Source organism: Candidatus Hydrogenedentota bacterium (genome assembly GCA_019637335.1).
Classification (GTDB): domain Bacteria; phylum Hydrogenedentota; class Hydrogenedentia; order Hydrogenedentales; family JAEUWI01; genus JAEUWI01.
Genome location: JAHBVV010000001.1, coordinates 412,323 through 436,264, shown reverse-complemented (window position 1 = coordinate 436,264; position 23,942 = coordinate 412,323). Strand labels below are relative to the sequence as shown.

The following is a 23,942-nucleotide window of genomic DNA, read 5'->3' as shown; positions in this document are numbered from 1 at the left end:
CTATGCGAGTTTATACGGCCATAGCCGCCGCCCTGGTGCTGGCGGCCCCGCTCGCGGCCCCGGGCCAGGATCAGGTCCAGGTCTCGGTGAAGGTGATCGAATTCCAGACCAGCAAGAGCACGGAAACCGGGCTCAGCGCCTATTTCCAGCAGCGCGCCGAACCCCGGCCCTACGGGCGGGTATCCAGCGGAAATGGTTCCATCAATACCGCCGATATCACCTTTCCGAACCGCACCACCGCCGGCATCACCGTCTTCCTCGATCGCCTCGTGACCAAGTACGGCGATATCGAGATCGTCTTGCAGGCCCTCGTCGACGAAGGCCGCGCCTTCATCCTCTCCGAGCCCACCGCCCTGGTACCCGTGGGCGAGGAAACCCCCACCACCATCAAGACCACCCAGGATGTCCCCTACGAGGACACCGTCGTCGTCGGCTCGACCGCCGTACAGATCACGAATTTCAAACCGACCGGCGTGAGCCTGGATGTAAAAGCGACCCGCATCGTCGACGACGACGGAAACCCGGAAACCCGGGATGACACCTACATCCAGCTTAATCTGAACGCCTCGGTGAAGGAAGAGGGGCAGCGCATCACCGTCGCGCTGGACGACTCCCTCGCCGGCACGGGCAATCTCTTCGAGCGGCCCGCCAACGAGATACGCGTGCCGGAGTTTGTCAGCCGGCAGATCATGACGGATGTCTGGGTGCGTCACGGCCAGGTGCTCATGCTCGGCGGACTCTACCGCAATACCGAAGACAAGGACCTCGCCACCCTGCCCTGGCTGGCGCAGGGAGACCGCGTCCTGAACGGCCTCGTGCAGCGCATCGTGCCATTCGCCGTCGAACCCGTTCCCATCAGCAGCAGCATCGGGAACAACCAGTTCTCCCGTTCCCGCCGGGAACTCGCGTTCCTCATCAAGGCGGACGTCCCGCCCCCGATATTCGACATCGGCGTGGACAACGTCGACAGGCGGAGCATCCTCATGCGGCCGACGGAGGTCGTCGGAGGAGTTATCCGTGGCCTGGCCGATATCCCGCAAGGCCTGGCCGAGGAAGTCACCGGCCAAAGCTTCCAGTCCGAAATTACACGCGGCATTCCCGGCGACGAGTCCATGATTCCCGCCGACGGCGATAGGCCGAGTGCGCCCCCGCTCGTCGAGGAAGCGCCCGAAGTGGGCGATTCGGAGGCGGCTCCACCCGCCGATGAGGAGCCCGCGGCGGAAACCCCGCCCGCCGTGGATGAGGCGAAGCCATGAGACGCCATTGCTGGATTGCCGGACTGATTCTTCTCTTCGCGGCGATGCCCGGTCTGTCGCATGGCCAGGATGAGGCCCCCGCGGAAGCCCCGCCCGCCGAAGAAGCCCCGCCCGCCGAGGCCGCCGAGGAGGCCCCGCCCGCCGAAGCCCCGCCCGAAGGCCCCACCGGGCCGGAGGACATTCGCCAGGTACAGATCAAGGTCCGCATTGTCGAGACCAATGAACGCGGCCTCCGCGAACTCGGCGCCAATCTGAACTATACCCGGATTCTCCGGGGCGTCGAACAGAGCGGATCGCTCCAGCAGGTTACGACCAACGTTGTCGACACCGTCGGCGACTTCAATCGCGTCACCCTCCCGGTACCCGGTGTCGGCACGCCCTTGCGCCCCGACGAAGACAGCAGCAACGTGAACGGCATTCAGACGCGCGAAGGCGGCGGGCTGACGGCCACGCTTATCGATTCCGACCACGGCACGATCGACGCGGTCTTTCGCGGTGTCGAGGGAGGGCGCGATTCGGATACCGTTTCCCGCCCCGAACTCCTCGTCATCAACGGCATGCGCGCCGAAATCAACGCGGGCGGCGAAGTCCCCTTCCAGAGCGTCGAGTACAAGAACAATGCCATTCCCCAGCTCAAGGTGGAATTCAAGACCATCGGCGTGAACCTGGCCCTGACCCCAACCATCCAGCCAAACAACATGGTCAAGCTCCAGATCGAAAAGCTCGACGTGACCGATACCCTCCGGATCGACAACGTCCGCGGAATCGACCTGCCCGTGTTCTCCCAGCGCTCGCAAACCGGCACCGTCTACGTTCCAGACGGGCAAACCCTCGTCACCGGCGGACTCACGTCAAACCTCGTCCGCCAGTCGGAGCGCCGCGTCCCCATTATCGGCGACCTGCCCGTTATCGGTTTCCCGTTCCGCAGCCGCGTCTCCGAATCGCAACAGACCACCCTGCTGATTTTCGTGACGCCCACCGTCGTCGATCTGCGAAACCTCACGCCGGACAGCCAGCGCGCGCTCGAATTCTGGAAGAACGGAACCTGGGATCACGAGCGCCGCATCTCCGCGGAAGTGGACGCAATGAACTTCTAGCAGCCCCGGCTTGATCGCGCCGCGCGCCGTCGCGCACAATCCTCTCGGGCCGCCAGTTCGCCGCGGCCTTTCCCCAAGTCACACCCCGCGGAGTTTGTGCGACAATGCTCGTTTTTCTGCGGCGCTATGCCTGGGCGCTACTATCCGGCGTGCTCCTGGCGTGGGCCTTTCCGACCTTCCACTGGTACCCCCTGGCGTGGGTCGCGCTCGTACCCCTCCTCGTGCGCGCCGCCCGGTGCGCGCCCCGCGAGGCCGCGTTCCAGTTCCTCGCCGCCGGCTGGATCTTCTACTCCATCACGCTCCAATGGCTCAACGCAAACATCTTCTGGGCGGGCGGCTGGGCCATTCTCGGCCAGCAGGGCCTCTGCCTCGTCCTCGCCGCATTCTGGGCCGCACTCGGAGCCCTCTGGAGCCGCCTGCACCGCCGCTGGCCCGGCGGCCGCGCCGCCCTCCTCTTCGCCGCGCTCTGGATCACCATGGAATGGGTCCAGGCCCGCGCCTTCACCGGATTCTGCTGGGCCGCCCTGGGCTACAGCCAGGGCCCCGACGCCTGGTTCGCCCAACTCGCCTCGCTGGGCGGCGTGATCCTGCTCTCCGGCATACTGGCCAGCGTCAACGCCTCCCTCGCCCAGGCAATCCTCGCCCCGGACCAGCGCTGGATACCCGCCGCCCGCGCCCTGGCCACAGTCCTCCTCGCGCACCTCATCGGCCTCGCCCTCTACCGCGCGCCCGAATCCGCCGATCCCCCCTACATGGTCGGACTCTACCAGAGCAATTACCCGCAGCACATGAAATGGGACCCCGATTTCCAGGAGGAAATGCTGGAGATGGCCGTGGTCCAGTCCCATGCGGTGGCCAGCGCGGAGCCAACCCAGCTCTTCGTGTGGCCCGAGGCCCTCGTCATGAGCGATTTCCGCGTGCCCCGCGTGCTGGAACAGCTCCAGTCCTTTGCCGCCTCCACAGACACCCCCCTCTTCACCGGAGCCGTGCGCCGCGACAACGCCAGCGGCGCCGCCTACAACAGCAGCGTCCTCGTCCGGCCTGATGGCGCCACCGAAACCTACGACAAAGTCCACCTCGCCCCCTTCGGAGAGTACATCCCCTTCGAGGAGCGCCTCTCCTTCGCGCGAGCCTTCGGCGCGCAGGGCGGCCTCTCGGCGGGCGCGGAACAGGTGGTCATGGAAGCTGGCGGACGCCGCTTCGGGCCCCTGATCTGCTTCGAAGTCCTCTTCGCCCCGCAAGCCTCCGAATGCCGCGCCCTCGGAGCCGACTTCCTCGTCGTAATCACCAACCTCGCCTGGTTCGGACAGAGCAACATCCTGGGCCAGGAATTGGAAATTGCCCGCTTTCGCGCGATCGAGAACCGGCTCCCGCTCGTCCAATGCGCAAACACCGGCGTTTCCGCCGTCATCGACCCCTACGGACGAATCGACGTCATCGATGGCTTCGTCGGAAGACAGGGCTACGTCACCTGGCGCGAGGGCAAACCGGCGCCCGCGGACGCCATGCTCCAACGCCGCGCCGCCGCCATGCCAGTACCGCCTCCCGCCGCCATGCTCCTGCCCGGTTCCGTGGACTGGTTCGGTCGCATCGTTCCCATCCTCGCCCTCGCCGGCGTCGCGATCCTCCTCGCCGGAAAGCGCGGGACCAGCGCACCCGCCAACGCGCCCGAACCGGCGCCCGAAAAAAGCCCGTGAGCAAGCCGGGAAGAAGCCTCACCCGCTTCATGGCCGTGTTCGCGGGCGGCACCCTCATCAGCCGCCTGCTCGGACTCGCGCGGGACATCGTGATCGCCGACACGATCCCCTTCGTCTCGCGCGAGGTATTCCTCTTCGCCTTCCGCTTCCCCAATATGCTGCGCGACATGCTCGGCGAGGGCGCCGTCAACGCCGCCTACGTGCCGCTCTTCTCCCGCACCCGCGAAACCGAGGGCGACGACGCCTTCCGCCGCGTCGCGCGCGCCTGTTTCGGCGCCACCCTGCTGCTCTTCGCGCTGCTGACCCTCGCGGGTGTGCTCCTCGTCCCCTTCATTCCCGCGGCCCTGCGCCTCCTCCAACCCTTCACCGGAACCGCCATGCCCGGCGACGACCACCTGGGGCTGGCCCTGGCCGTGACGCCCTGGCTCATGCCGTATTTCTTCCTCATCGGAGCCGGTGTCTTCGCGATGGGCCCGCTATTCGTCATGCAACGATACAGCACGGCCTCCTGGTCGCCCGCACTGCTCAATGTCGCCCTGATAGCCGCATGTCTCCTCGCCAGCGACTACTTTCCCGACCCCGTCTGGGCCCTGGTCGCCGGCGTCTGGCTCGGCGGCATCGCCCAGGCCGCCGTACTGCTCGTCGCCATGAAACGCCACGCCGGCTTCGGCCTGCCCTCGCTCGAGTTAAGGCACCCCGGTGTCCGCAAGGCCATGCTGCTGCTCGTCCCCATCGTCCTCGGACAGGCCACGGGCGAGGTGAATAAAGTCGTCGACGCCTTCTTCGCCTTCAAACTGGAAGCAGTCTCGTACCTCTACTACGCAAACCGCCTCGTGCAGCTCCCCCTGTCCGTATTCGGGCTCGCCGTCGCCGTCGCCATCCTGCCGTCCATTTCCGCGGCCGGAGCCCGCGAGGACTATGGCGAAATCCGCGCCACCCTCGCCCACGGCTTCCGGCAGTCCGCGTTTCTCGTCATGCCCGCCCTGGCCGGCCTCCTGATACTTCGCGAGCCGATCATGCAGTTGCTCTTCGCCCACGAAGGCGGCGCCTTCTCCCCCGAAGAAGCCCGGCACGCCGCAAACGCCCTCTTCTACCTCGCTTGGGGCCTCCTCTTCTTCTCCTGGGTCAAGGTCGGCGTTCAGGGCTTCTACGCCGTGCACAATACCGCAACCCCCGTCATCGTCGCCTCCCTGAGCATGGGGCTCAACATCGCCCTCAACCTCGCGCTCGTCGGACCCATGGGCTACCAGGGCCTCGCCCTCGCCACCACCATCTCCTACGCCGCCAACGCTACCGGCCTCTACCTGCTACTCTGCCGCCGCTACGGCAACCTGCTCACCCCCGATTTCGCCCGCGGCCTGATCAAAATCCTGTTGGCCTCCACCGCCATGGGCTGCGCCGTCTTCCTCACCCACAATGCAACCGCAAACGCCTGGCCCGCAACCGCCCACGGAGCCGAACTTGCCCGCGTTCTCATCCCCGTACTCGCCGGCCTCCTGACCTACCCCGCCGCCTGCCGCCTCCTCCGCTCCGAAGACCTCGCCCTCATCGGACGCCTCACCCGCCGCGCCCGAAAACGCTGACGGGGGACTCCCTCCCGCGACAAGAACCACCCCGGCCGCGAAAGCGTCCAAGCCTGCCTCCATATCGCGGGTGCCTGTACCCGCAAGGCCCACAGCATCTCTCCCAAGGAAGCTGCAAAGGCTGGGAGCGCAGGCGTCCCCGCCTGCCAGGCGGCGAAGCCGCCGTCCATTTTCATCCCCAACGGCTGGCGCAAGACGCCACGAACGCCCGTAACCGCAACGCCCCCAACACCCCCGCAAACTTCCGCCCTCCCTTGACAGCACAAGTGGTCCGCCGGGTAAACTTCTAACAAACACTCGGGTACGCCGCCGCGGTTCCCCGCACGTTGCCCAACGCGCCCTTTTTGCGGGGTTTGAAGGAAGTGGGATGGATTCAAAAAGGACCGGAGCGCACCCCGGCGCAGCCCCGCTGTCGCAGCGCCACTTCGAGATCATTTTCAACGCCATCCACGACGCGATCCTCGTACTTGATGCCGACACGCAGCGAATCCTGCACGCAAACAACCAGGTGCTCGGACTCCTCGGCTACCACCCCGAAGAAATCCTGGGCCGCGATCTAAAAAGTCTCCTGATGGAGGACGATCCCGGGGCCCTGAACGAGGCCCAACTGGTCGACGGCGTCTACGGGCCCGTCCGCATGTGCTGCGCCAGCGGAACCACCCGCAGCACCGACGTCGCCGTGGCCGTGATCCCCTGGGACGGCCAGCCGGCCCTCCTCTATTCCCTCCGCGACGTTACCGAGCGCACCCGCCTGGAAGACGAACGCGCGCGCCTCATTGCAGAGCTTCGCAACGCACTGGCGGAAGTCAAACAGCTCAGCGGCCTCCTCCCCATCTGCGCCAATTGCAAGCGTATTCGCGACGACCAGGGCTACTGGGCCACCGTCGAGCAGTACATCAGCCAGCACACCGAGGCCGAATTCAGCCACGGGATTTGCCCCGAGTGCCGGGACAAACTCTACCCCGAATTGCCGCGAAAGGCCTGATCCCCGCCCTCACACGCCGGCCGGGCGCATACGCGCCGTGGTGCGGCACGGATCCGGAAACACCAGGCTGAATGTCGTGCCACGGCCCGGCTCGCTTTCCACCTCGATGCGCCCGCCGTGCTGTTCCATGATCCGGTAACAAAGCGCCAGGCCCAGCCCCGTCCCCGCCCCCTCCTTCGTCGTGAAAAACGCCTGCCCCAGGCGCGACAGCGATTCCGTGGGAATGCCCGCGCCGCTGTCCCGAACGCGAATGATATGCTCGGCGTCATCCGCTTCCGCCATAAACTGGACCACCCCACCGCCCCCGTTCATCGCATCCATCGCGTTCCGCGCCAGGTTCACCAGCACCCGGTGCACCTGTTGCGCGTCCAGCAACACCGTATCCCGCAGCCGGTTCTCAAACGCAAACGTCACGCCAACCTTCGACGCCGCCGGCGCCAGCGTCTCAATAACCTCCGAGACGAGCGCCCCGATATCCGTCTCCCCCGCGCAGATCTCCGTCTTCCGGGAGAAGTCCAGCAGGCTGTTAACGAGGTTCTCGAAGCGCGTCAGCGACTTGCGAAGAATATTCAGCCCCCCCGCCGCACGCTCCCAGCTCCCGCTCTCCCGCGCCAGCTCGATGAGCTCCGTGCCCCCGGAAATGCCTGTAAGAATGTTCCGCATATCGTGGCTCGTGGCCGAGACAGCCTGCCCGATTGCCGCAAGCCGCTCCTGGTGCAGCTGCTTCTCGAAGAGATAGATATTCTCCACCGCCACACCCGCCACCTGACCCACCACCGAGAGCAGTTGCAGGTGCGTCGGCGTAAAGGGCTCGGATGTCGAATCCGCGTCCAGATAGATCGCCCCGTGAACCGTGTCGTGGCTGATCAGCGGAACGCACAACGCCGCCTGGATCTGGTGCGCCGCAATGGAGTCCGCATTGTCGAAGCGTTCATCCGCCGCCGCGTCTCGCGTAAGCACGCTGCTGCGCGTGTGCTGCACATGGTGCAACAGCGTCTCGCTGATCGGCGGCGCCGGATTCTGCCCCCGCCGCGTCCGGGAAGCGTAAACCGGAGGCGCGCCGTCCTGCGCCGCTCCCGCACGAATGAAACCACGCGCCGCCGGAAACACCCCCATAACCTCCTCCAGCACCAGGTCCAGAAGCGGCCGCAACTGCCGCTGCGCCGCCATCCGTTGCGAAAGCCGGTATAGAAACGCAAGCTGCGAATGATCCTGGTCAACCAGCTGCGCATGAAGCGTGCCCACATCCGCATGGTCGAGTTCCGTGCGCCCGTTTACCGGCACGCCCGCGGACGTCATCGGCTCCACGCGAATCGTGTAATTCCCCACGCGGATTCGATCGCCCGGAGTGACCGCCGCGCGCCGCACGCGCGCGCCATTGAGATACACGCCATTGCTCGAATCGAGATCCTCGATATGCACCTCGCTCCCGTCAACAGAGAGGCGCGCATGCCGGCGGCTGACCGAATCCTCCTTCAACACAATGTCCGCGTCGGACGCCCGACCGATTACACAAGGCTGGTCTTCCAGAACGCCCAGCTTCGTCGGCTGTCCACTGCGCTGGATTTTGATGCGGTAGGTTGTCAATCCGGAATTCCTGCTCTTCGACGCACACGCAATCCGCTGCCAGATTCGCCGTCTGATCGGCAACCCCACCTCTATTATTCAGAAAAATCCGTAATTTGGCAAATTTTGCGCCATAAATCGAGATTTTATCGATTTTCGTAACAGTTTGGCCGTCTGAGGCAAAGAAGCTTATCAACCACGAATGAACACGAATTCACACGAATAAGAGAGACTATTGACCGGGTTCGAGGACTCAAATGGAACGATAACAGGTCCGCCTTTGATCTCTTGAAGAGCAGAATATTCCCACAGGTTTGCAGAGAACCCCACAGATAAAAAGTAGAGGCCGGAAGGCGGGCGCCAGTTGGTGTCTGCGTGGATTCCTGGAACAACTCCTTCGTTGCGGCGAAAGGTTGATCTATGTTCTCCGCGGCCAATCAGGTTTCTCGTTGCTTGGATGCCTGGCTGCGGGCCTGGGAAAAGGCTGCTTGAACTGAATTTCGGCTTCTTATTCGTGTCCGTTCGTGTCCATTCGTGGTTAAACTGCTACTCAACTTCATACGGCCAAAGATTTACCGATTTTCTGAACTATCCGAACAGGCCACATCGAAAATCGCACGCAGCCGCCTGCACACCCCAACGACCGAGATCATTTTCTATCCGTGTCATCCGTACTACTATCCGTCATTTTCTTGTTTTTTCTGCAAGTTCTTGCGCGCAATACCTCCATAACAATCTGTTGTAAAAGCATTTACGAATTGGAAACTCCAAGGAGAATTTCCGGACCGTCCCATGAATGTCGTGGCCGGTATTCTTCTATTGACCACGGATTACACCGATGACACGGATTGCCGCGGCGCTTGAACAATATGAGACCGAGCAGCCCGCCACCCATTCCACCCCGCTACAATTCCGATGCTGAACAATCCGAACGGGCTACGTCGAAAATCGCACGCCGCCGACGGCACGCCTCAACGACCGGAACCAATTGCAATCCGTGTCATCCGTGTAATCCGTGGTCACAAATCCTGATCGCTGCCCGCGGCTGCTCCCGATGCATTCGTGTGCATTGGTGTTCATTCGTGGTTAAGAATGCGCTCTCGATAATCCACCCAATCCATCCGCGTACAAGAAATCACCCTTTGCGCTCTTTGCGTTCTCTGCGGTCAAAACTTCGTCTCTCTTTCTCTTCGTGGCCTTCGTGCCCTTCGTGGTGATCAATTCCTTGGTTGCGGCCAGAGGCTGCCCAGTGTAATCCGTGGTCACAACTCCTGATCGCGGCGGCCGCCGCTCCCGGCGCATTCGTGTGCAATGGTGTCCATTCGTGGTCAAGAACGCACCCTCATTCAACCAACTACTTCATCTGCGTACAAGAGCGATCCTCTGCGCTCTCTGCGTTCTCTGCGGTTAGAGCTATTCTCTGTTTTTCTTCGTGACCTTCGTGCACTTCGTGGTGATCATTTTCTTGGGTTGCGGCCCAAGGCTGCCCTGTGTAATCCGTGGTCACAACTCCTGATCGCGGCCAGCTGCTGCTCCCGGCGCATTCGTGTGCATTGGTGTCCATTCGTGGTCAAAAAACTCGCCCTCATTCAACCGCACCGGTCCGTACGCGCACAACAACACCCTCTGCGCTCTCTGCGGTCAAAGCTCTTCTCTGTTTTTCTTCATGACCTTCGTGACCTTCGTGGTGGTCCCTTCCTCGGTTACGGCCAGCGGCTGCCCTGTGTGCATTCGTGGTTGAAATTCTTCCTTGCTTCAGACGGCTAAACTGTTACCGATTTTCTAAACAAAAACCCCCGGGCCAGCGGCCCGGGGGCGTGCACCTTTTATCGATTCGCGGTTACTTCTTACCGCGCTTCGCCGCCTTCTTCTTCGCGGCCTTCTTCTCCACCTTACGCGGCGTCTCAAGCGCCGCCTGCGCCGCCGCAAGACGCGCGATCGGCACGCGGAACGGGCTGCAGCTGACGTAGTTCAGGCCGCTGCGGTGGCAGAACTTAACCGACTTCGGCTCGCCGCCGTGTTCGCCGCAGATACCGACCTTGAGGTCGGGCCGGGTGCTGCGACCGCGGGCTACGCCCATCTCGACGAGCTGGCCGATGCCTTCCTGGTCCAGCACCTGGAACGGGTCGACCGGCAGGATCTCTTCCTTCAGGTAGTGCGGAAGGAATCCGCCGATGTCGTCGCGCGAGAAGCCGAAGCCCATCTGCGTGAGGTCGTTGGTGCCGAAGCTGAAGAACTCCGCTTCCTCGGCGATCTTGTCGGCCACGAGGCAGGCCCGCGGGATTTCGATCATGGTGCCAACCAGGAAGTCGAGCGTCTTGAGCTTGTACTTCTTCTTGACGTCTTCCGCAACCGCGCGGATGATGGCCGCCTGATTCTTGTATTCGTTCTGGTGGCCGACCAGCGGGATCATGATCTCCGGAAGCACCTTGATCTTCTTCGTCGCAAGCTCCGCCGCCGCGCTCAGGATGGCCGTCGCCTGCATCTCCGTGATCTCCGGATACGCGATGCCCAGGCGGCAGCCGCGGTGGCCGAGCATCGGGTTCAGCTCGTGGAGCTGCGCGATCCGGGCCTGCACCTGCTCCGGCTTCAGACCCATGTGCTTGGCGAGTTCCTTCACCTGGCTCTCGTCCAGCGTCACAAACTCGTGAAGCGGCGGATCCAGCAGCCGCACCGTCACCGGCTTCCCGGCCATCGCCTTGAAGATGCCCAGGAAGTCCTTCTTCTGGAACGGCAGCAGTTTCATCACCGCCGCGCGCCGGTCGGCTTCGCTGCTCGCCAGGATCATCTCGCGAACGTGAATGATGCGCTCCGGCTCGAAGAACATATGCTCCGTACGCGCCAGGCCAATGCCCTCCGCGCCAAACGCGATCGCCTGCGCCGCGTCTTCCGGCGTCTCGCAGTTCGTGCGCACGTTGATCTGCCGCGTGGCGTCCGCCCAGCCCATGAGCTTCTTGTACCACGGGTTGCGATCCGGCTGGGCCGGAAGCACGTCCAGCTGGCCCTCGTAAAGGACGCCCGTCGTGCCGTTCATCGACACCCAGTCGCCCTCCTTCACCACCTTGTCGCCAATCGTGACCTTCTTGCCCTTCGCGTCAATGTTCAGCGCGCCGCAGCCAACGATGCAGCACTTGCCCCAGCCGCGCGCCACAAGCGCCGCGTGGCTCGTCATGCCGCCCTTCGCCGTCAGAATACCGGCCGACGCGTGCATCCCGTGCACGTCCTCGGGCGACGTCTCGTTGCGCACCAGAATGACCTTCTTGCCGTCCTTGGCCCACTCCGCCGCGTCGTCCGAATTGAACACCACCTGGCCCACGCCGCCGCCGGGGCCCGCCGGAAGGCCCTTCGCAAGCACATTGGCCCTTTTCTCGGCAGCCGGATCAACCATCGGGTGAAGCAACTCGTTGATCTGCTCCGGGTTCACCCGCATGATCGCCGTTTCCTTGCTGATCAGCTTCTGCTCGGCCATCTCCACCGCCATGCGGATCGCCGCCGGACCCGTGCGCTTGCCCGTACGCGTCTGCAGCATCCAGAGTTCCTTATCCTCGATCGTGAACTCGATGTCCTGCATGTCCGTGTAGTGCTTCTCAAGCTTGTTCCGGATCGCGAAGAGCTGCTTGTACGTCTTCGGCCACATCTCCTCAAGCGACTGCACGTTCTTCTGGTCCGGCGTCTTGGAAGCCTTGTTGACCGGAAGCGGCGTGCGGGTGCCCGCCACCACGTCCTCGCCCTGCGCGTTGATCAGCCACTCGCCGTAGAACGCGTCCTCGCCATTGGCCGGGTTGCGCGTAAACGCCACGCCCGTCGCCGACGTATCGCCCATGTTCCCAAACACCATCGCCTGAACGTTCACCGCCGTGCCCCAGTCGTGCGGGATCCCCTCAATATTGCGGTACGCGATCGCGCGCTTGCCCATCCACGACTGGAACACCGCCTTGATGCCGCCTTCCAGCTGCTTGTACGCGTCGTCCGGGAAAGGCACGCCAAGCGACTTCTTCACCGTCGCCTTGAACTCTTCGCAAAGCGGCTTCAAGTCCTCCGCCGTCAGATCCGTGTCCTCCGTCACGCCCCGCTTCGCCTTCAGCGCGTCGTACGCGTGCTCGAGCTTGTGGCGGATGCTCTCCCCGTCCGCCGGCTCCACTCCCTGCGCCTTCTCCATCACCACGTCCGCGTACATCGTGATCAACCGGCGGTACGCGTCATACACGAACCGCTCGTCGCCGCCGCTCGCCTCGATAAGCCCCGGGATCGTCTCCGCGCACAGGCCGATGTTCAGCACCGTGTCCATCATGCCCGGCATCGACATGCGCGCGCCCGAGCGGACCGAAAGGAGCAGGGGGTTCTTCTTCGCCCCGTACTTCTTGCCCATCACCTTTTCCACCTTCTTCAGGGCTTTCAGGTACTCGTCGGTCACGTGCTTCGGGATGCGCCCCTTGTTGTCGTAGTACTCGGTGCAGACCTCCGTCGTGATCGTGAAACCGGCCGGCACCGGAATGCCGATGCTCGCCATGTCCGCCAGGTTGGCGCCCTTGCCGCCCAGCAGATTCTTCATCTTCAGCGTGCCGTCGGCCTTGCCGCCGCCAAAAAAGTAAACACTTTTCTTGGCCATAGTAACCATTCTCCTTCACGTTGCTTGTAGGGTGAGCCGGCCGAATGCGTCAGGGGGGAGCGGAACACGGTCCTGCTCGCTGAGGCGCCGGTCTTCGATCGTAAGGGGGCTCTCCTTGTCCGGGGTCCGGACAAAACTTCAAGATTATAAAGTAAAACCGGAATTTCATGCAAACTATAGATTCCGCGACTACCGGCGGCAACCTGCCGTGACGCGCGCCGCCCCCGAGGGGACTGCCTCCCGCGACAACAACCACCCCAGCCGCGAAAGCGCCCCAAACACACCAAACTCGCGGGTGGCTGCTCCGAAATTTCAAAACGAGCCGCGGGTGCCACGTTCAAGCTCCGCGGCTCCGCCGCGAAGGCTTGAGCGTGCGAGACTCCAGAAGAGCGCCAACAGTCACGAGCAGTATTTCAACCTTAACGGGTGACGCAACGCGTCATGAAAGGCTGTACCCGCTAAAAAGGAGACTCCCTCCCGCGACAACAACCACCCCAGCCGCGAAGGCGTACCAAACCGCCGCGACACACACCGTGCCGCGCGATCGGGCAACGCCCGTTCGTGTGCCCGGAGCACCAACTACCCCACACCTCCAACACAACACCACTGTAGCGATTTTCCCCAGTGCGCCTCTCCCCGCCAACAAGGGGACTGCATCCCGCGACGACATCCACCCCAGCCGCGAAAGCGCCGCCAACCACCCCAATTTCGCGGGTGGCTGTACCCCCAACAAGGGGACTGCCTCCCGCGACAACAACCACCCCAGCCGCGAAAGCGCCGCCAACCACCCCAAATTCGCGGGTGGCTGTACCCGCCCCCACCCCCCGCCACAGATCACGAATAAAACGCTGGTATCAAGCGTATTAAAGCCATATACTGACAAACAAGCGGTACCCACGCACCCACGCGATCAACCGGCCCGGTACAGGGGGGCCAACGAGGGAGAAACCACCATGATCCAGATGACCTGCCCGCACTGTAACGAGACACTCGACATCCCCGATCAGTATGCCGGACAAGCCGGCGCATGCCGCAAATGCGGTGCGCGCATCGTCGTGCCCGCCGCCGCCAACGCCGGACCCGCCTCGCTCCCGGCCGATCTCGCCAGCGCCCTCGAAGCCAGCCTCTCCCGCGAAAACCAGCGCCCCCGCCCCGTCGTCGCCACACCCGGCCTCGGCGACACACTCCAGCCCCTCCTCAAGCCCGCCGCCATCCTCCTCGGAGTCGCCGCGATCATCGCCATCGTCGCCCTCGCCGCCACCCAACTCCCGCTTTCGGGTTTCAGCAAACCCGCGCCCGAGCAAATCACCCAACAGTTCATGGACGCCCTCAACACCGGCGGCCCCGAAGCCTGTCGCCCCTACCTCACCGAAGCCTCCTGGCAACACTTCAACCAGATGCACTTCGCGCTCCAGCAATTCGAAAACTTCACCGTCGGCGCCGCCACAACCAGCGAAAACAGCGCGCGCGTCGCCCTCAACGTAACCCAATTCGGCCACAGCATGCCCAACGAAGTCCTCCTCCGCCACGAAGCCGGCCAATGGCGCGTACACGCCCTCCGCATGCTCCCCGCCCCCGGAATGAGCATGACCCTCGACTTCGAAAACCCCGAAGCCATCCTCGGCGAGCTCCAGAACATGATGGAAGGCATGGACCCCGCCATAATGCGCGCCATGGAAGACGCCATGCGACAACAAGGCGGCTTTTAATCCCGATACAACAGGCGGAGCGCAAAGGCGCCGCCAACCACCTCAAAATCGCGGGAGCCTGCTCTGAAAAAACCTCGGCATCACTACAACCGCCTCATACAAACCAGATTACAGCATCTCTCCCAAGGAAGCGGCAAAGGCTGGGAGCGCAGGTCGAAGACGCGCCGTGGTGGGCGTCCCCGCCTGCCAGGCGGCGAAGCCGCCGTCCATTTTCATTCTTAATGGGTGACGTGACCCGAAGCGTCATGAAACGCTGTACCCGCCAGTCCAGCCCGCCACTTTACCCGGCCAGGGCCCATATGGAATAATCACCCCCGGCGCGACCCGGGGCCCACCACCCCCGCGCCACGCCTTCCCATGCGCGCCAGTAGCTCAGTCGGATAGAGCAACGGCCTTCTAAGCCGTAGGTCGCGGGTTCGAATCCCTCCTGGCGCGCCATTTTTTTGTGCCCTCGTTACATGGGTTTACCGCCACAAGCCCGGACGGGCGAGACTACTGGAAAAGGACGTTGATGTTCACAATTTCAGCGGTTTTGTGGTGAGTGGCGGGGCGTTGTGGGGGGAGATGAAAAGCCCGATAGACCTTGCGATCTGTCGGGCCTGGGTTCGATGCACATTTCGGTACGGGTAGGCCATTTGTTTCGGTGTAGCGCACACACCTGTTTTGGGTTCTTGTGGTACATCGCCGGGACGGAAAAGGCCGGATAAAATCAGTTGTCGGACGTTGGGGCGGTATCTACCCTCCTATATCGGACGGGTTGATTCCGAGGAACTACCTGGCGGGAACTTCACCGTCATCTGCAGCAGCGAGGATTGTGGCTGGAGCCCATGTCAGAGCCGTCTACAGCCGCCCCGCTTGACGGAGCTTCTCCTCGTACTTATCCCGGCTGAGGGGACAATTGATCAGGTCTTCAAACTCCGCCCTCGACAATCCGCATTGCCTTGCCATCTGGCCGATCAAATCGGCACTCAAGGTCTTGCTTCGAGCTCCGTGGCTGAGCATGGTCTTGACGCCGCTATCGACACCGCTATTGCTGTAGTACTTGAAGAACCTGTGCTTACTCAGGGCCTTCTGAAACCCTTTATTTAAAAGCCCTTTTTCAATCTCTGCCGCTTTCAACAGCACGCTCCCTCGCGCTTCTTAAGCACTCTTGCAATTGACGGCGTCTCGCAGGGCTTTGCGTCGGCGCATGGCAAAGTCCGACAGACGTTCATCATCTTCCGCCTTCTGTTCCCGCCAAAGAAGTTCCAGTTCTGCACAGATCAATTCGACCAATTCTTCCCGTGTCGTAGCATAGACATCAATGCCAAGCGTCTCGTCCACCACATACATCAATTGCCTGGACTCTGTTGACTGAGGCGAGAAGCGCAAGGCAGGCCGGAAATAGAGCGGTTGCCCGTCCGCGACGATCTCGCGTATTACGATTTCCGATACATCCAGTTCACAGATATTGTCAACACCGATGATTTTCTTCGGTTCGCCGTCATCGTCCATAACGACCGTTCCAGAGACCTGAATCCAGTCCCGAGGATTGTCGAGCAAGAGGTCTTCTACGGATGGGTCATAAATACACTCCAGCTCTTTCTGATTGCCCGGATAGTGTATTCGAATCTTGTTTTCGGAGAAATCGATGCTGTGAAGTCGCCCTGTCACAGTAAGATAAGATTCCTCGTGTTCGACTTGTTTCTTCAGGTTCGTAAATACCGTGGAAGTGATATGCGTTATACTGAACTCTGGATTGTCCCCCACAGTAAGATGAAGTTTGTGATTACTATCCGCCTTTGGGACCAACTCGGAAAGCGTCTTGAGCATTCGAGTTCGCAGCGCTTCATGGGAGAGCACTCCGCGAAGATGCTGGATGTTCTGTTCCGACATGGCACGGATACACTCATTCAACACGGATACGACTTTGGGTATGAGGGTGCTATCTTCTGTGTCCATGGCAAACGCGCCAAGTGTCATTGGCTGGGCAAAGCTACCAGGCTGTGCGATTGTGCAGTCCAGGGCGAACCGGCGAGCGATGTCATTGGGTACACGCGCCCGTTCCCGGACGTCCCGGCCCGAGCAGTCCATCGCCACATAGTAGATTGCACGTTGTAGGGCGTCCATTGTGGCAACAAGCGTAGGGGCATCGACGGTGGAGCGCTTGGATTCGGTGCCTTCAATGCGAAGTAGGAGCTGAACTTCAGCCGCGTTAGAATTCATGACCGTGTATTCCGAGTTATCCCTTGTCCGCCCAAACCCCGAGAGGGGATGCTCTTAACTCTAATACCATTGACTGGTGGTGTCAAATCCAGACTTCTGGCAAGAAAACGCGATCAACGTTGCGGTGAGCACGACATCTCCTCATACTACCCAGACAAAAACTCCACCCGTTCCGTCTCAAGCTTCTCCTTCGGGTAGCAGCGATCTACAGCACGGTCAGGTTTCTGGTGGGACTTCAGGAGTGGTGCTGGCAGGTAGTGGGGGTCGTCGAGGTAAGCGAGGGTGGCGCCGTTGTCGAGGTGGGGTTGCCGGGCGTCGAGGACGCCCTGGGCGCATTCTTCTACCTTGGCGCGTTGCTCGGGTGTCGTCTTGGATGCTACTCAGCTTCTCAACGTTTGAGCGCCCCGATCGATATCCGCCTCAAAGCCCCTCCAGGCATAAGCCCCAACATAGCCTTGCAGTGCGCCGCGCCCGCCGTAGCCCCCAGAAACGTCCGCCGTCCAAATTCATTTGGCATACGCCGACCCTCCGCGCCCGATGTAGCGCGGGCGCATCACACCGTAGTGTACGCCAATGCCCCCGACCACCCAAACTTTTCTCGCATGCAAGTGATCGGCAAGCGTGATCCCGTCGCGCCCCGCCCGGAAACTCAAGCATCTCCGAAGCCCCGAGCCGAGGAACGCCACCGCAGGCGCCGGCCAATAAACAGCCCGCCCACGATCAACCCCAGCAGCAGGAAATCACCCCGCGCGCCCGCCGGCGCGCTCGCGGCCGCCGGCGGGGGACAGCTCCCCGGAGCGGGCGCGGGCTCGTCCCGGAGGAGCGGCGCACTGACCACATGGCGCTCGCCCGCGGGCAGGCTCGCGCTGTAGGCGTGCTCGGGATACCCGCCAGCGGACACCACAATCTCCCAGCTTCCCGGCGCCAGCGCCGGAAACGCCGCGTGCCCCTGCGGGTTCGTAGTCCCCTCCAGCGAAATGCCCGCGCCCGAGATCGTGACGCGCGCGCCGGGGATCCGGGCCTGGTTCGCGCCGGAAAACACGACGACATCGAGCGCGGCGACTTCCGGAGCCGCGCCCGGCGTCAGCGGCTTGGCCTGGTTAACCGTCCCGCTCACAAGCGCCTGCCGACCGCTCGCGCTGGTTGTGCCCCAATCGTTCCACTGGGCGGAGACAACGGTCCCCGTCTCGTTCTGGATTGCAAGGCCGCCGCCGGTCACGCCGAATTCGTTCCAGCCGTTCAGGCCCTGCCCCATCGCGGCCCCGGTGCGCGGCAGCCCGGCCCCGGCCCGAATCCTGATCGCGGCGGTGGCGATATTGGTGAAGCGGCAGTGGCGCACGGCGGGCAGCGTTCCGAACACATCAATGCCCGTATCCAGGCCATCGAACAAAACACCCTCGATCTCGCTCTCCGCACCCGCCCCCGCCTCAATCACAACGCCGGCCTGGCCCGGGGCCCGTTCGCCCGAAATCACGCTGTCGCGCACGGCGGCGCCCGTCCCCTCGACAAACACTATCCCGGCGTCGGATTCCAGTGACGACAACGTGATACCCTGCAACGCGGATGCCTCCCGGAGCACAACGGAGCCGACTATTTCCACCGATGCGCCCGGGTTGCTGCGCAGCTCGGTGTGCGGCTTAACGGTCACGCGCTCTTCGTACACGCCAGCCTCCAGGAAGATTCGCACGGGGCGATCCGCGCTGGGGCTCACCCGGCCTATGGCGTACGCCACCGTTTTCCAGGGATTGGCCCGTGTACCCGCCTCCGCCCGATCGGATCCGCCGGGGCTTACGAAATAGATCCGCCGCGGTGACGCGGGATCGCGCGGGGAACCGCCTTCGAGGAACTCCTCGATATTGGTCGATCCGTCGGCGTCCGGGTCCTGCCCGCTGTCGTCCCGTCCCGGGTCGAGCCGGTAGCGGTATTCGAAGCCATCGGGCATCCCGTCGCCGTCCGAGTCCGGGTTTCGGTCGCTCGTCCCGATGCAGGCCTCGCGGCAGCGCGAAAGCCCGTCGCCGTCTTCGTCGATAGCGTCGTCGGGATCGCCGTTGCACTGCGCGTCGCACGGCTCCACGCAAGGCAGCACCGTCACCGTCCGAGAAACCGGCTCGGCCGGAACGCCCGCGCCATCGCGCACGCGATAGGTCAACGTGTACTCGCCGGGCGCCGTGGTATACACCAGGCCATCCACCTCGATGGAGGCGGTGATGTCGGTGTCGCACCCGTCATAGGCGCGCGCCCCGGCATCGGCGTAGGGCGCCTCGCAGGGGATAATCACCCGCGCCTCCCCGGTAAGGAAGATCTCCGGGGCGCGCGCCCCGATCACCGTCACCGTCCGAATGATCGTTTCCGCCGCGTTCCCCGCCGCGTCGGTCGCGTCATAGAAAATCGTATAGACGCCGGCCACGTTCGGGTTCAGGTCGCCCGAAACCCGCACTTCCGTCCCCGGTTCGCAGGCGTCGGTCAGCGTCGCGCCCCGCTCCGCGTACCCCGCTCCGCAGGTAATCGTCACCTCCGCGTCCCCGTTGAGCACAAGCGCCGGCGGTGTGCGATCCGCCACCGTCACCGTGCGCGTCACCGCCTCCGCCGCATTGCCAGAAAGGTCCGTCGCATTGTACGTCAGCGTATAGACGCCCGGGCGGCTGGTGTTCACGGAGCCGCTTCGGCGCACGGTGATCTCGCCGCCACAATCATCAACGGCGACTGCGCCCGGATCGTCCCAGGGCGCGCCACATTCTGCGTCCAACGTGGCCTCGCCAATCAGTGTGATGACCGGGCTGGTCGAATCCGTCACCACAACCGTGCGGACGGCCGGCTCCGAAACATTCCCCGCCTCGTCCGTCGCGCGATAGATCAACTCGTACGAACCCGGCGTGTTCGTGTCGACGGAGCCCGAAACAGTCCATTCCGCGGCGCCGCAACTGTCGGTCGCGGTCGCCCCCGGATCCTCCCAAACGCCGGTGCACGCCACCTCGATAACATCCGGGCCATTCATCGCCACAACGGGCGGGATCGTGTCCTCAACGCGCACGCGGCGGCTCACCGGCGTCGCGGCAAGCCCGGCGCGGTCCGAGACCGTATAGCGAACGGTGTATTCGCCGGGCGCGGCCTCCGACAGCGTCTCAACGGGCGCGCCCGCGCCATCGGTAATCTCCACCACTACCGCGCTCCCGAGGTCGCCATCGAAATTGTCCGTCGCGGTAACGCCGGGGTCGGTGTGGGGCGTTCCGCACTCCTGCGTGTCGCGATCCGGGCCGTTCAGGGCAAGTACCGGCGGCGTAAAATCAATCGGGACCGGCGCGCTGAATGCCGAGGTGTTCCCGCTGGCGTCCGTCGCCGTCGCCGTGAGATACGTGCCCTCCTGATTCGTCAGGTCGGCGGGCGCTTCAAATGTGCCCCCCTCCCCGGCAACGATGGAAAACAACGGGGTCCGGCCTTCGTCCTCAAGATCGGAGTAGAAATCGACCGTGCAGCCAGGCGGCGCGGTTCCAACGATCGGATCGATGCCCGTAATGGCTGGGCGCGCGATCATGTCGTTGCCCCCCTCAAAAAGGCGGATCCCCAGATCCCCATTGTCGTGTATCGAATTGTTGCGGATCGTGTTGCCCGACGTCCCCACGCCGGCGACATAGACGCCGATTCCGGTGTTCCCCCCGATGTGGTTGCCCTCTTCGGGCAGCCCGCCGCCGATCCAGTTCTCCGAGGCGCGCTCAAATACATACACCCCGGCGATGCCGTTGCCGCCCCCGAGCGTGCCGTCGCCGGGCTCGCCAATCGTATTCCCGATCACACGGTTGCCCGTCGTCCCCGCCCCGGAAATGGCGACCCCCGCGTTCGCGTTGCCCGCGATAAGGTTGGCCGCGTTACGGTGTGCCCCGCCGATTGCGTTGTCGCGCGCGCCGCCCGACAGCGCGATGCCGTGGCCCCGGTTGGGCAGAGGCTCGGCCCCATCATTGCCGATGCGGCACGCCACGACCGCGTTGTCGAAGGCGTTCGGCCCCTCGATCAGAATACCGTGCTCGGGGAAGCCGTAAATCGATAGATTCCGAATGGTATTCTCCGCACTCTCGATCGTAAGGCCGGATCCCGAACCTTCCAGCAGGCCGCCGTCCAGCGCAACCGTGCCGCCGCCGTCGAGAACGAGGCCGCCGGAGCCATCCCCAATGGCGGGCAGGGGCGTTTCCAACTGGATCGCTCCCTCCACACCGAAGCGCACCGTGTTCCGCCCCGGCATCGAGTTCGCCGCCAGGATCGCCTCACGCAGTGAAACCAGGCCGTCCTCGCCCGGCGATGCAAGCAAACGCGCTATAGAGGACGTATTGCCGTCGGCCACGTCATTCAGCGTATTGACGTCCAGCGTATCCAACGTGGCGACAACCACGCGCACATAAACCTCGCGGGAAAAGACCTCGCCCAGCCCGTTGTCCGCAATGCACTGGTAGTGTCCTTCGTGGCCGAACTGCCCGTTCTCCAGCAGCAGCGCCTCCGTGTCGACGCCGCTGAAAAAATCGTTCGCGATAACCGGCTCGTAGCCGCCGCCCGGCGCGCGGAAACGCCACGATAAGGCAATCTCGGGCGCCCCCTCCACCACCATCGGAAGCAGAAGATCGTCCCCCTCAACAATCACCACATCGCCCGGCTCGTCCGTGAAAACAGGCGGGATGATGCTGATCGGCAAGCTGAACTCCGACGTGTTGCCGTCCACGTCCGTGGCCGTGGTCGTCAGGTTCCGGTTCAAATACGGAAGCAGATCCAGGGCTATCGTGTAGCTGCCCTCCGCGTCCGCCATCGTCCCCCCAATATAGTCCCGGCCCTCTTCCGCGTCGTCCGCAAAAATGTCCACCAGGCTGTTCGGCGCCGCGCTCCCGGAAAAGGGAATAAATCGATCGATCACCGGCGGGGTAATGCCCTGGTTCGCACCAAAGGAAAGCAATATACCCTTCTCGTCGTTGTTAAATATGGAATTGATCCGGATCTGGTTGCGCTCCGTCGCCGCGCCGTTGATCTCGATGCCCGCCCGCCCGTTCTCGAAAATGCGGTTCCGCTCCGGCAGGCTCTCCCCCCCCACAATATTCCCGGACGTCCCGTCCACCATGAACACGCCCCGCGTCTCGTTATTGTGAATGTCGTTCCCCAGAATCCGGTTGTTCGTGCTGGAAACGTCATGGATTTCCACGCCCGTGACAAAATTACTGTGAATATCGTTGCCCTGGCCCGGCTCCGGACCCCCGATGAAGTTGTCCGACGCGCCCCCGACGACAAATACGCCGATCTCCCCGCTGCGGCTGATTTCGTTGCCGAAGATCCTGTTCTCGCGGGTATCCGCCTCATACAGCACCACCCCATCGCTGCAATTGAGTATGAAGCGGTTCCCCTCGCCCGGCCCGGCGCCGCCGATCAGGTTGTTGCTCGCGCCCCCAAACACCGCCATGCCCGAGAAGCCATTCGAGTCGAATCGATTCCCCTGCACGATATTGTTCTCGGTGCCCGCGCCCTGAAGCACAACACCGAAATCGCGCGCCCGGATATGGTTCTCCGCGCCCGGGCCGCCGATATGGTTCTCCTTCGCCCCGTTCAGTATGTTGACCCCGTGATCCTCCGCCGAAATGAAGTTGTTGTACACCCCGTTGAAGCGGGTGTTCTCCCCTTCAATCCGGATCGCGTCCCGGTAGCTGAAACTGATCCGGTTGCCCAATTCCGGGTCCTCCGGATCCCCGATAATATTGCCGGTGGCACCATCCCGGATCCAGATGCTGAAGCGGCCATTGCCGTTCATATCGCGCCCCGGATACAGGTGAAAGCCGTTAAAATCGCCATCTATTACCCGATCGAGCACCGGAACATTCCGGTAGCCGATGTCGCTGTTGATCACCCGGTTACCGCTCGTACCCGCACCCTGTATCGTGATCCCCGTATCGTCCCCGTTCGAAAACAGCGGCGTCTCCCCCGGCGTCTGGCCCGAAGCCGGTAACGGGCGGTCGCTCAGCAGATCCCGATCACAGAATTCGAACGGGTCGTTGAGGGTATGCCTGGAGGTCCAGATCGCCCCGCCAAAATAATTGCGGTTCTCCCGGCCCGCCCCCCCAATCGTGTTGTTGGACGCGCCCGCCTCGATCAGAATGTTACCCAGGGTATTGGGCTTATGACTCGAAGTGACATACTTCAAATGCCAGGCGTTCATGTGATCCCAGTCGCACGGATCATGATTTGGCACGATCGGGACATAGGACCCTTCAATGTCGTCCGGAATGATTCCGCAAACAGGAAGATTGGCTTCCGGATCCTGGCCCAAATGGCTGCTAACGACGGTATTGCCCTCCGTCCCCTCGCCGGTCATGACAATCCCATAGCCGCCGGAGCGGACCACGTTTACGCCGCGGATTACGTTGCCAGAGGCGCCGTTCTCGATGACAATTCCATGGCGGCGCACGCCGGTTACCAGGGTGCAAGCATCCTTCCCGATCGTGACACCTTGAATTAGATTTCCCGTCGCATTGGGGCCGGAAATCACAATACCATCCTGAGGAAAGTCTCGGAAGCGGACTCCGCTGACCACGTTGTTGGCGCTCTGGATAACCAGCGCGGCATTGAACCCGGGCTCCCCGAGCGACGGATCCATAGTCGTGCCAATCAAGTGGCCCGAGAATCCCTCGATGGTCGTGCCGCCCGTCGGGTCGGCGAGGGGCGGCAAGGGCCGGGTCACATTAATCGAGATTACGCAGTGAGTTGGACAATCTCTACAAGTCTGATTATACACCAGGGACCAGCGGATCGTGTCGGGCCCCGGAAAGGCGTTCGCTTCCTCGATCGCAGCGCGCAGCGTTGTAATCCCCGTCCCGGGCATGGTCTCGGCCACGCCGTCCCCCGGCACCGCATCCCCCTCGTCCCCAAACGAATTCACGAAAAACACCGCCCCCTGCGCCGGCTGGATCGCGCCACATAGGCCCAGAACCCCGAGGTAAAGGGCGCGCGCCACAAGCGCGCGCGGAGAAAAATGTACACTGGCCATGTTGCCTCCCATAGCCGGGGCGATACCCGCTCGCCCGTTGTAATGCCGCAGCCCTGACTGTTCGTTAATCCATGGTAGCGCAGATTGAATAATTATGCAAGTACAAATTTATTCCGTTGATTTTTTACGGCTTTACGGTTACTGCGCGCGAAAAGCCGCATAGGCGCCTCTGAAAAAACATAACACCCGAGTGGAATGAGCCCCCCCGTTGTGAATGCATGCCTCG

The 23,942-nt window shown here is 62.9% G+C and carries 11 protein-coding genes and 1 tRNA gene; 7 read left to right on the top strand and 5 right to left on the bottom strand.

Features of this window, described 5'->3' with window-relative positions:
• Nucleotides 1-2: 2 nt before the first annotated feature.
• The 5 genes from KF886_01605 to KF886_01585 all read left to right on the top strand — a co-directional run bounded on the left by KF886_01605 (nucleotide 3) and on the right by KF886_01585 (nucleotide 6,618).
• Nucleotides 3-1,256 (top strand): hypothetical protein, encoded by a 1,254-nt coding sequence (locus KF886_01605; protein ID MBX3176032.1) that lies wholly within the window; start codon nucleotides 3-5, stop codon nucleotides 1,254-1,256.
• Nucleotides 1,253-2,353: a type II and III secretion system protein gene (locus KF886_01600; protein MBX3176031.1), complete on the top strand. Its 1,101-nt coding sequence runs from the start codon at nucleotides 1,253-1,255 to the stop codon at nucleotides 2,351-2,353. Before KF886_01605 ends, KF886_01600 begins: the two co-directional genes overlap by 4 nt.
• A 104-nt stretch (nucleotides 2,354-2,457) precedes the next feature.
• Nucleotides 2,458-4,050: an apolipoprotein N-acyltransferase gene (gene lnt, locus KF886_01595; protein MBX3176030.1), complete on the top strand. Its 1,593-nt coding sequence runs from the start codon at nucleotides 2,458-2,460 to the stop codon at nucleotides 4,048-4,050.
• Nucleotides 4,047-5,633, top strand: a complete 1,587-nt coding sequence (gene murJ / locus KF886_01590; GenBank protein ID MBX3176029.1) for a murein biosynthesis integral membrane protein MurJ — start codon at nucleotides 4,047-4,049, stop codon at nucleotides 5,631-5,633. The genes lnt and murJ overlap by 4 nt, the downstream gene beginning before the upstream one ends.
• A 367-nt stretch (nucleotides 5,634-6,000) precedes the next feature.
• Nucleotides 6,001-6,618 carry a PAS domain-containing protein gene (locus tag KF886_01585; protein ID MBX3176028.1) on the top strand — a complete coding sequence of 206 codons (618 nt, stop codon included), beginning with the start codon at nucleotides 6,001-6,003 and terminating at the stop codon, nucleotides 6,616-6,618.
• 9 nt (nucleotides 6,619-6,627) lie between these two features.
• Here the strand turns inward: KF886_01585 and KF886_01580 are convergent, their stop codons facing one another.
• Together KF886_01580 and ppdK are read right to left on the bottom strand one after the other, a co-directional pair.
• The gene (locus KF886_01580) at nucleotides 6,628-8,205 is read right to left on the bottom strand and encodes an FHA domain-containing protein (GenBank protein MBX3176027.1); all 1,578 of its coding nucleotides are present in this window, start codon (nucleotides 8,203-8,205) and stop codon (nucleotides 6,628-6,630) included.
• Between the two features lie 1,819 nt (nucleotides 8,206-10,024).
• Complete coding sequence (gene ppdK, locus KF886_01575) at nucleotides 10,025-12,793, bottom strand: pyruvate, phosphate dikinase (GenBank protein ID MBX3176026.1); 2,769 nt, start codon at nucleotides 12,791-12,793, stop codon at nucleotides 10,025-10,027.
• Between the two features lie 953 nt (nucleotides 12,794-13,746).
• On the opposite strand from ppdK, the gene KF886_01570 reads away from it, so the two are divergent.
• Nucleotides 13,747-14,502 (top strand): hypothetical protein, encoded by a 756-nt coding sequence (locus tag KF886_01570; GenBank protein MBX3176025.1) that lies wholly within the window; start codon nucleotides 13,747-13,749, stop codon nucleotides 14,500-14,502.
• Nucleotides 14,503-14,863: 361 nt separating this feature from the next.
• Nucleotides 14,864-14,940 (top strand) — tRNA-Arg (locus KF886_01565).
• Between the two features lie 402 nt (nucleotides 14,941-15,342).
• On the opposite strand, the gene KF886_01560 is transcribed toward KF886_01565, so the two are convergent.
• The 3 genes from KF886_01560 to KF886_01550 form a co-directional block, all read right to left on the bottom strand.
• Nucleotides 15,343-15,627: a hypothetical protein gene (locus KF886_01560; protein MBX3176024.1), complete on the bottom strand. Its 285-nt coding sequence runs from the start codon at nucleotides 15,625-15,627 to the stop codon at nucleotides 15,343-15,345.
• Nucleotides 15,628-15,642: 15 nt separating this feature from the next.
• Nucleotides 15,643-16,707, bottom strand: a complete 1,065-nt coding sequence (locus KF886_01555) for a hypothetical protein (GenBank protein ID MBX3176023.1) — start codon at nucleotides 16,705-16,707, stop codon at nucleotides 15,643-15,645.
• Nucleotides 16,708-17,356: 649 nt separating this feature from the next.
• The gene (locus tag KF886_01550) at nucleotides 17,357-23,716 is read right to left on the bottom strand and encodes a DUF5011 domain-containing protein (GenBank protein ID MBX3176022.1); all 6,360 of its coding nucleotides are present in this window, start codon (nucleotides 23,714-23,716) and stop codon (nucleotides 17,357-17,359) included.
• Nucleotides 23,717-23,942 lie beyond the last annotated feature (226 nt).